This is a genomic window from Streptomyces sp. RP5T, from assembly GCF_003933965.1.
GTDB lineage: Bacteria > Actinomycetota > Actinomycetes > Streptomycetales > Streptomycetaceae > Streptomyces.
The window spans coordinates 1-7,838 of record NZ_RSAJ01000404.1 but is presented as its reverse complement, the minus strand read 5'-3'; the positions used below and the strand labels follow the sequence as shown (position 1 = coordinate 7,838).

At 71.5% G+C, this 7,838-nt stretch carries 9 protein-coding genes and 1 pseudogene; 2 read left to right on the top strand and 8 right to left on the bottom strand.

From position 1 onward, the window contains the following. Nucleotides 1–171 (top strand): annotated as a pseudogene (locus tag EHS43_RS48205) (AarF/ABC1/UbiB kinase family protein); the annotation flags it as partial. Nucleotides 172–181: 10 nt separating this feature from the next. On the opposite strand, the gene EHS43_RS31400 reads toward EHS43_RS48205, so the two are convergent. The 5 genes from EHS43_RS31400 to EHS43_RS31380 all read right to left on the bottom strand — a co-directional run bounded on the left by EHS43_RS31400 (nt 182) and on the right by EHS43_RS31380 (nt 4,073). Next, complete coding sequence (locus EHS43_RS31400) at nt 182–418, bottom strand: hypothetical protein (protein ID WP_125194079.1); 237 nt, start codon at nt 416–418, stop codon at nt 182–184. 102 nt (nt 419–520) lie between these two features. Next, on the bottom strand, nt 521–844 hold the full coding sequence (locus EHS43_RS31395; RefSeq protein WP_125194078.1) for a hypothetical protein: 324 nt from the start codon (nt 842–844) through the stop codon (nt 521–523). After that, on the bottom strand, nt 841–1,209 hold the full coding sequence (locus EHS43_RS31390) for a WhiB family transcriptional regulator (protein ID WP_020119791.1): 369 nt from the start codon (nt 1,207–1,209) through the stop codon (nt 841–843). Before EHS43_RS31390 ends, EHS43_RS31395 begins: the two co-directional genes overlap by 4 nt. A gap of 175 nt (nt 1,210–1,384) precedes the next feature. Then, nucleotides 1,385–1,708 carry a hypothetical protein gene (locus EHS43_RS31385; protein ID WP_125194077.1) on the bottom strand — a complete coding sequence of 108 codons (324 nt, stop codon included), beginning with the start codon at nt 1,706–1,708 and terminating at the stop codon, nt 1,385–1,387. Between the two features lie 169 nt (nt 1,709–1,877). Further along, nucleotides 1,878–4,073, bottom strand: coding sequence for an ATP-dependent DNA helicase UvrD2 (locus EHS43_RS31380; RefSeq protein ID WP_185806492.1), 2,196 nt, complete (start codon nt 4,071–4,073; stop codon nt 1,878–1,880). 183 nt (nt 4,074–4,256) lie between these two features. Here EHS43_RS31380 and EHS43_RS31375 point away from each other — a divergent pair, with 183 nt between their 5' ends. After that, nucleotides 4,257–4,499 (top strand): mycoredoxin, encoded by a 243-nt coding sequence (locus tag EHS43_RS31375; protein WP_037719776.1) that lies wholly within the window; start codon nt 4,257–4,259, stop codon nt 4,497–4,499. Nucleotides 4,500–4,548: 49 nt separating this feature from the next. Here EHS43_RS31375 and nudC read toward each other — a convergent pair whose 3' ends face one another. From nudC to EHS43_RS31360, 3 genes are all read right to left on the bottom strand, one after another. Next, on the bottom strand, nt 4,549–5,493 hold the full coding sequence (nudC, locus tag EHS43_RS31370; protein WP_125194076.1) for an NAD(+) diphosphatase: 945 nt from the start codon (nt 5,491–5,493) through the stop codon (nt 4,549–4,551). A gap of 151 nt (nt 5,494–5,644) precedes the next feature. After that, complete coding sequence (locus EHS43_RS31365; protein WP_125194075.1) at nt 5,645–7,057, bottom strand: dipeptidase; 1,413 nt, start codon at nt 7,055–7,057, stop codon at nt 5,645–5,647. Between the two features lie 47 nt (nt 7,058–7,104). Continuing rightward, the coding region (locus EHS43_RS31360; protein ID WP_148104130.1) for a PD-(D/E)XK nuclease family protein at nt 7,105–7,838 on the bottom strand (734 nt) is incomplete at its 5' end.

Sequence of the window (7,838 nt, the reverse complement as noted above, 5' to 3'; positions counted from 1 at the left end):
CAGCTCAACCTGCCCCCGGCGTACCTCCTGATCCACCGGGTCACCCTGAGCACCATCGGCGTCCTGTGCCAGCTGGGTGCGACGGTCCGGCTGCGCGAAGAACTGGAGGAATGGCTGCCGGGGTTCCTGCCGATGGAGGAGGACGAGGAGGAAGCGGCCGCGGAGGCCTGAGCCGGATCGGCTACCACCAGTCCGAGTCGAGCCGCCCCTCGATGGCCCTGAGGTTCTCCCGGGAGCAGGTGTCGCAGAAGTACTGGCGGACGCCGTTCTCCACGGAGAAGGTCCAGGTGGGCCGCAGGTCCTCCGCCCGCGTGCCGCAGCGGGCGCAGACGAGGGGCCGCGGCCTCGCCTCGTCGTCGCCGGGGTCCGCGTCGCGTCCGCCGTCGTCGCCGTCGCCGTCGCCCGGAAGACTTGTCACTCGGCGACGATAACGCCCGGTCCGACGGTTCGGTGCGCCAACGCACCGCGGGGGCCGGTCCGTTCGGACGGACCGGCCCCCGCGGGGAACTACCGGGTCGTGTTACTGCATGACGGCCATGGCGAGCGCACGGCGAGCACGCAGGGAGGCGCGCTCGGCCCGGCGCTGCATCCGGCGAGCGGTCACCAGGCGCATCGCCCGGCGTTCCCGCTCGGCCTCATGCAGCCGGTCGCGCATATGCGCGCGAGCCAGGGCTTCTGGGATGAGTTGCATCTCTCGGGTCCTGTTCTGACGCGAGTCGTTCGCGTCGGTGGTGGTGAAGTCTGGGATCGCGGAGCCGGCGGGCTCGCTGGTGGACGGCTTCATCGGGGCCTGCTTCGTGGGGTCGTTCGTGAGGGGGCGGTCGATCGTTCCTGTGATGTTCATGCCGTGACCGGGTTCTTGCGCGGGCGGCCACGCGGTCGCTTCCGGGCGACGACGACACCCTGGACGAACAGCTCTCCACCCCAGACGCCCCAGGGCTCACGCCGCTCCTTGGCGCCGGCGAGGCATGCCTCCATCAGCGGGCAGGTGCGGCAGAGGGACTTGGCGTACTCGACATCCGCCGGCGACTCGGCGAAGAAGACCTCCGGGTCGTAGGAACGGCAGGGGACGGGTACGCCGAGGTTCTCGATGGCGTCGTCGAGCGCGGTGAGCGCGGTGAGCGGGATCAAGGTGGAGTCCTCCGTGAGGCCGGGCGGGGGGATCGTTTCGGAAGGCGGTACGGACGGGGCGTGCGCTTCGAGTTGCACGGGTCGTCTTCCTCGTCTGTTCGGTCCGGCCCTGTGGGACCGGTAGTCGCTTGGTACCGGGTTCTTTTCTTGTCCCGAGACCCCTTCGCTCCGCTCTCCCCGTTCGGGGAAAACAGAAGGGCCGCGGATCCCGGATGGGGTTCCGCGGCCCTGAAGGCGCCGGCCTGATCGACGATCAGGCTGGATCACTCCAGGGTTCTGGCCCACGGAAGGCCCACATCAGGTGGTGCTGCGTCGTCTGCTTCCGGAATCCGGCACCGGCCGCCGCAAAGGCATAGGCATGCGCCTGTGCCACTACTGCTTCCAGTGCCTTGGTCGGTCGCTCATTGCGCTCACGGACCGGAAGGACCGCGAGAGACACGGAGGACGCCGGACGCACGGCAGGAATGCCGGACAGACCGGTGCCCAGGTTCGAAACGCCGAGCATGCACGCGGAGACGACCGAGCGATCGGTCATTTTGGCGGTGCTGATGGCCTTGGTGCTGTTCATGCTGATCACTTCAATCGCCTCCTCTCGGCGTCTCTGGGGACGGCGGCGCGAGCCACTGTCCGACGGATATGCAAGTAGAACACGGAATCGGGGCCTCCGAGAAGGCCTCCGTCCCCGTGGCTAAGAACCTATGGGGATTGCCGGGGCATGCGCAAACTATTTTTTCGACGAGTTGAAATCAGCCCTCGTCCCCTTCTTCCGTAATCTCCTGGCCTGCGCAGATGGTCAGCACATCGGCTCCGTAGCGGTTGAGCTTGCGCAGGCCGACGCCCGGGATCCGCGCCAGTTCGCGCTCGTCGTCGGGCACGGCCTCGGCGATCGCCATCAGGGTCTTGTCCGTGAAGACGCAGTAGGCCGGCTGCCCACTGCGCTGCGCCTGCACGGCACGCCAGTCACGCAGCCGCTCATAGAGGCCCTCGTCCATGTCGGAGGGGCAGTCCTCGCACCGCATGAGCTTCATCTCGCCCGCGTCGGTCAGCGTGCGCCCGCACACCCGGCAGCGCGCCGGGGTGCGCGGGGTACGTCTGGGGGCGGCGCTGACGGCGCTGGTGAAGCCGCGCTCGACACCTCCGGCACCGCCGCCCGCGGCCCGTCCCGTGGTGGCGGTGGAGCCGGGGCGCAACCCGTCGAGGAAACGGCTGGGACGGCGGTTGGCGCGACCGCCGGGCGAGCGGGAGAGCGACCAGGAGACATGCAGGCGCTCGCGTGCGCGGGTGACGCCGACATAGAGGAGCCTGCGCTCCTCCTCGATCTGCTCGTCGGTCTTCGCGTAACTGATCGGCATCATGCCCTCGGCGACACCGACGAGGAACACGGCGTCCCACTCCAGTCCCTTGGCCGAGTGCAGGGAGGCGAGGGTGACGCCCTCGACGGTCGGGGCGTGCTGGGCGCCGGCCCGCTCGTCGAGTTCGGCCACCAGGTCGTTGAGACCGGCGCCGGGGCGCGCGGCGGCGAAGTCGTGCGCGAGGTTCACCAGGGCGGCCAGCGACTCCCAGCGCTCCCTGACGGCCCCGGAGCCGGACGGCGGCTCGCTGGTCCAGCCCTCGCCCGAGAGCACGGCACGCACCTGGGAGGGCAGGTCGACCGCGTCGTCCAGCTGGGAGTCGTTGCCGCCGAAGCGGGCCGCGCCCCGGAGCTTGACGATGGCCCTGCGCACCTCGGGCCGGTCGAAGAACCGCTCGGCGCCGCGCAGCTGGTAGGGCACTCCGGCGTCCGCGAGGGCCTGCTCGTAGGTCTCGGACTGGGAGTTGGTGCGGAACAGGACGGCGATCTCGCTGGCCCGGACGCCCGCGTGCATGAGTTCCCGGATGCGGCGGGCGGCGCCCTCGGCCTCGGCGGGCTCGTCGGTGTACTCGCTGTAGACGGGCTCCGGGCCGGGGCGACGCTGTGAGATCAGTTCCAGCCGGTGGTCGGCGGCGCGGCCGCGGGCCTGGGCGAGCAGGCCGTTGGCGAGATGGACGACCTGGGGGGTGGAGCGGTAGTCGCGGACCAGCTTGACGACGGTGGCCCCGGGGTGGCGGATGCGGAAGTCGAGCAGATGGTCGGGAGTTGCGCCGGTGAACGAGTAGATCGTCTGGCTGGCGTCGCCCACTACGCACAGGTTGTCGCGCTGCCCGAGCCACAGCTCCAGCAGGCGCTGCTGGAGCGGGCTGACGTCCTGGTACTCGTCGACGACGAAGTGCTGGTACTGGGAGCGCACCTGCTCGGCGATGTCGTGCCGGTCCTGCAGGACGGCGACGGTCAGCAGCAGGACGTCCTCGAAGTCGATGACGGGGCGGTCGCGCTTGAGGTCCTCGTAGGCGGCGTAGAGCTGGGCGATCTCGGCCGCGGCGCGAGGGGTCTCGCGGCCGGCCTTCGCGGCTGCGAGGGCATAGTCGGAGGGCACGGTCTGGGTGACCTTGGACCATTCGATCTCGCCGGTGACGTCCCGCAGCTCGCCCCGGTCGAGGCGGATGCGGCAGGCGGCGGCCGCGTCGGCGACGAGCTGGATCTTGCGGTCGACGAGCCGGGGCATGGAGCCGCCGACCGCTTTCGGCCAGAAGTACTGGAGCTGGCGCAGGGCGGCCGAGTGGAAGGTGCGCGCCTGCACGCCCGCGGCGCCGAGCTGGCGCAGCCGTCCGCGCATTTCCCCGGCGGCGCGGTTGGTGAAGGTGACCGCGAGCACGCTGGAGGGCTGGAGGATCCCGGCCCGCACCCCGTAGGCGATGCGGTGGGTGATCGCCCGGGTCTTGCCGGTGCCGGCGCCCGCCAGCACGCACACCGGCCCGTGCAGGGCCGTGGCCACCTCGCGCTGCTCGGGGTCGAGCCCTTCGAGCACCGCGTCGGCCGAGTCCGGTGTGCGCGGGAAGAGCGTGGAGTGCGTTGCTGCTGTCACATGGCCATGCTGCCAGGTCGGCGGAGACGGGTGAGCCGGTTGTCCACAGGCAGGCGGCCGCAGTCGTACTAATGCGGCAGGCGTCACCCGTCGGGCACCCCGGGTCGGGAATGGCTCCCCGGCCGCGTACGTTTCCCCACCGGACGACCTCTTCCCCCGAGCCACCGAAGGAGCGCGCGAGACATGCAGGGCACTGTGACGATGTACAGCACCACCTGGTGCGGTTACTGCCAGCGGCTGAAGAAGCAGCTGGACCGCGAGGGCATCGCGTACACCGAGATCAACATCGAGCAGGACCCGGCGTCCGCGGCCTTCGTGGAGAAGGCGAACGGCGGGAACCAGACGGTTCCCACGGTGCTGTTCGCCGACGGTTCGACGCTCACGAACCCGTCGCTGGCGCAGGTGAAGCAGAAGATCAGCGCGTAGGTTCCGTGACGTGGAGGCGGTTCCCGAGGCAGCTCGGGAACCGCCTTTCTCAGACGAAGCTCCTGGTCGGCAGCGGCTTGCCGTACCAGAGCTCGATCAGCCGAGCCGCGATCGAAATGCCGTACGGCGGGAGGACCTCGCCGGACTCGAAGGCGGCCTGGAGTCCGTCGCGGGAGAACCAGCGGGCCTCGTGGATCTCGTCGCCGTCGACGTTGATGTCGGTGGAGGTGGCGCGGGCCATGAAGCCGAGCATGAGGCTGGAGGGGAACGGCCAGGGCTGGCTCGCGACGTACTCGACCGGGCCGACGGTGATGCCGGCCTCCTCGAAGACCTCGCGCCGCACCGACTGCTCGATGGACTCGCCCGGCTCGACGAAGCCGGCCAGCGTCGAGAAGCGGCCCTCCGGCCAGTGCACCTGGCGGCCGAGCAGGATGCGGTCCTCGTCGTCCGTGACGGCCATGATCACGGCCGGGTCGGTGCGCGGGTAGTGCTCGGCGCCGCAGGCGGGGCAGCGGCGGATGTGTCCGGCCGCGGCGATGACCGTGCGCTCGCCGCAGCGGGAGCAGAAGCGGTGGGTGCGCTGCCAGTTCTCCAGACCGACCGCGTGCACCATCAGGCCCGCCTCGCGCGCGGACAGCAGCAGGCCGGCCTCGCGCAGTCCCGCGGGGCGCGCGGACTGGTCGATGCGGCCCGGCAGGGCGTCCTTCTGGAGGGCGAAGTAGCGGACGCCGTCCTCGTCGATGCCGAGGAAGTAGCGGTGCGCCTCGGTGAGCGGGGCCTCGAAGGACGGGGTCATGACGAGTTCGGTACGGCCGTCCGCCGTCTCGTCGATGAGGACCTGACCTCCGGACACCACGAAGCAGCGGGTCGTGGGGTGGCTCCACGCCGCGGCGAGCCAGGCCTCGTCGAGCCGGTGGTGTGCGGCGCGGTCTATGCCGCTGGGTGCGGTGAGCGAGACGGGACGGTCGGCGGTGTGGTCGGTCCAGGTGGTCACGGGTGCTTCCAACTCCCCCGGTGCTGCGGATGGGTTCGGCGGGCGGTTCGTCGGGTCGTGCGGCGCGGCGGCCGGGTCCGGCGGGCTTCGCGGTGCGGGGCGGCCTTCTCAGTGTGCCCCGCGCGCTGCCGGTCCGGGCGGCGCGGGGCGGTCAGGGCGCATGGCTCCAGTGCTCGGCGAGATCACCCCACAGATAGGCGGCGGTCTCGACGCCCTTGAGCAGCAGATCGAGCTCGACCTTCTCGTTCGGCGCGTGCCAGCCGTCGGAGGGGACGGAGATGCCGAGGAACAGCACCGGTGCGCCGAGGACCTCCTGGAGGTCCGCCGCGGGGCCCGAGCCGCCTTCGCGAGTGAAGCGGACCGGCTTGCCGAAGGCGCGGCCCATGGCCCGTACGACGGACTGCAGGGCCGGGTGGTCCAGCGGGGTCAGGCACGGGCGCGTGGCGGCGGCGAAGGTGATCTCGTGCCGGATGCCGGCGGGCACCTGTTCGGCGGCCCAGGCGCGGACCACCTTCTCGATGTGGCCGGGGTCCTGGCCCGCGACCAGGCGGAAGGAGAGCTTGGCCATGGCGGAGGAGGGGACGATGGTCTTGCTGCCGGGGCCCTGGTAGCCGCCGCCGATGCCGTTGACCTCGGCGGTGGGGCGGGCCCAGACGCGCTCCAGGGTGGTGTGTCCGCTCTCTCCGTGGGTGGCGTGCGACTTGGCGGTGCGCAACCACTGCGTCTCGTCGAAGGGCAGCTCGGCGAAGAGTTCGCGTTCGCGGTCGGTCAGCTCGACGATGCCGTCGTAGAAGCCGGGGATCGCCACGCGCGCGTGGTCGTCGTGCAGGGCGGCGACGAGGCGGGCGGCGGCCGTGGCCGGGTTGGGGACGGCACCGCCGAAGGAGCCGGAGTGGATGTCCTGGTCGGGGCCGTGGAACTGGATCTCGCACTCGGCGAGGCCGCGCATGCCGGTGCACACGGTGGGGGTGTCCTCGCCCCACATGCCGGTGTCGGAGACGATCACGGCGTCGGCGGCGAGCCTGCTCGCGTGCTCCTCGACGAGAGCGCGGAAGTGCGGGGAGCCGGACTCCTCCTCGCCCTCGACGAGCAGCTTCAGGTGCACCGCCGGGGCGGTGCGGCCGGTGGCGGCGAGGTGGGCGCGGACACCGAGGGTGTGGAACCAGACCTGGCCCTTGTCGTCGGCCGCCCCGCGCGCGTGGAGGCGGCCCTCGCGGACGACCGGCTCGAAGGGGTCGCTGTCCCAGCCGTCCTCGCGGGCGGCGGGCTGCACGTCGTGGTGGCCGTAGACGAGGACCGTGGGCGCCGCGGGGTCGTCGGCGGGCCACTCGGCGAAGACGGCGGGCGCGCCCTGCGTCTCCCAGACCTCGGCGGTGGGGAAGCCGGTCTCCTTGAGCTTGGCCGCGAGCCAGTCGGCGCTGCGGCGTACATCGGGGGCGTGGTCGGGCTGGGCCGAGACGGAGGGGATGCGCAGCCATTCGGCGAGGTCGTCGAGGAAGCCGGCGCGATGCTGCTCGATGTACGTACGGACAGCGCTGACGTCACTGTCAACGGGTTGGCTCATGGTCTTGAGCCTATCGGCCCGCACCGACATCCTCGGTGGGCGGTTCCTCACAGTCCGTCTGCACAGTCCGTCTGAGCGGAGCCGCTCGACGGTCCTCCCGGTTCCTGGGTGAGCAGCCGCTCCAGGGCCGCCCGGTCCGGGAGGTTCCTGGGGCGTACGACGTCTCCGGTGCGGACGTACAGGAACGTCGCCGTGACCGATTCCACAGGCACGCCCTGCCGTTCGGCCCAGGCCAGCCGGTACACGGCGAGCTGCAGGGGGTCGGCGGTGCGGGTGCGGCCGGTCTTCCAGTCGACGATCTCGTACGTCGTGGTGTCTCCGTCGTCGTGCCGGTAGACGGCGTCGATGCGGCCCCGGATCACGCGGCCCGCGATGGCGAGCTGGAAGGGCGTCTCCAGGCGGTAGGGGGTGCGGTGGGCGTACTCGGTGCGCTCGAAGGCGTCCTTGAGGGCTTCCAGGTCGCGTTCGTCGGCGATCTCGGCGTCGTTGCCGGGCAGGTCGTCCGGCTCCAGCAGGGGCAGGGTCAGGGCTTCGAAGCGGGCCTCGACCCAGGCGTGGAAGCGGGTGCCCTGACGTGCGGCGGGTTGCGGAGGGCGCGGCATGGGGCGCGCGAGTTCCTGCGCGAGCCCGTCGGGATCGGCGGCCAGGCGGATCACCTGGGTCGCGGTGAGCGACGCCGGCAGGGGGACGTCGGTGACGGCGTCCCGCGCGCGCAGGAGTTCGCCGGTGAGGGCGTCGAGGTCGCGGTCCCAGGAGGCGATGGCGCGGGCCTCCTCGGGGG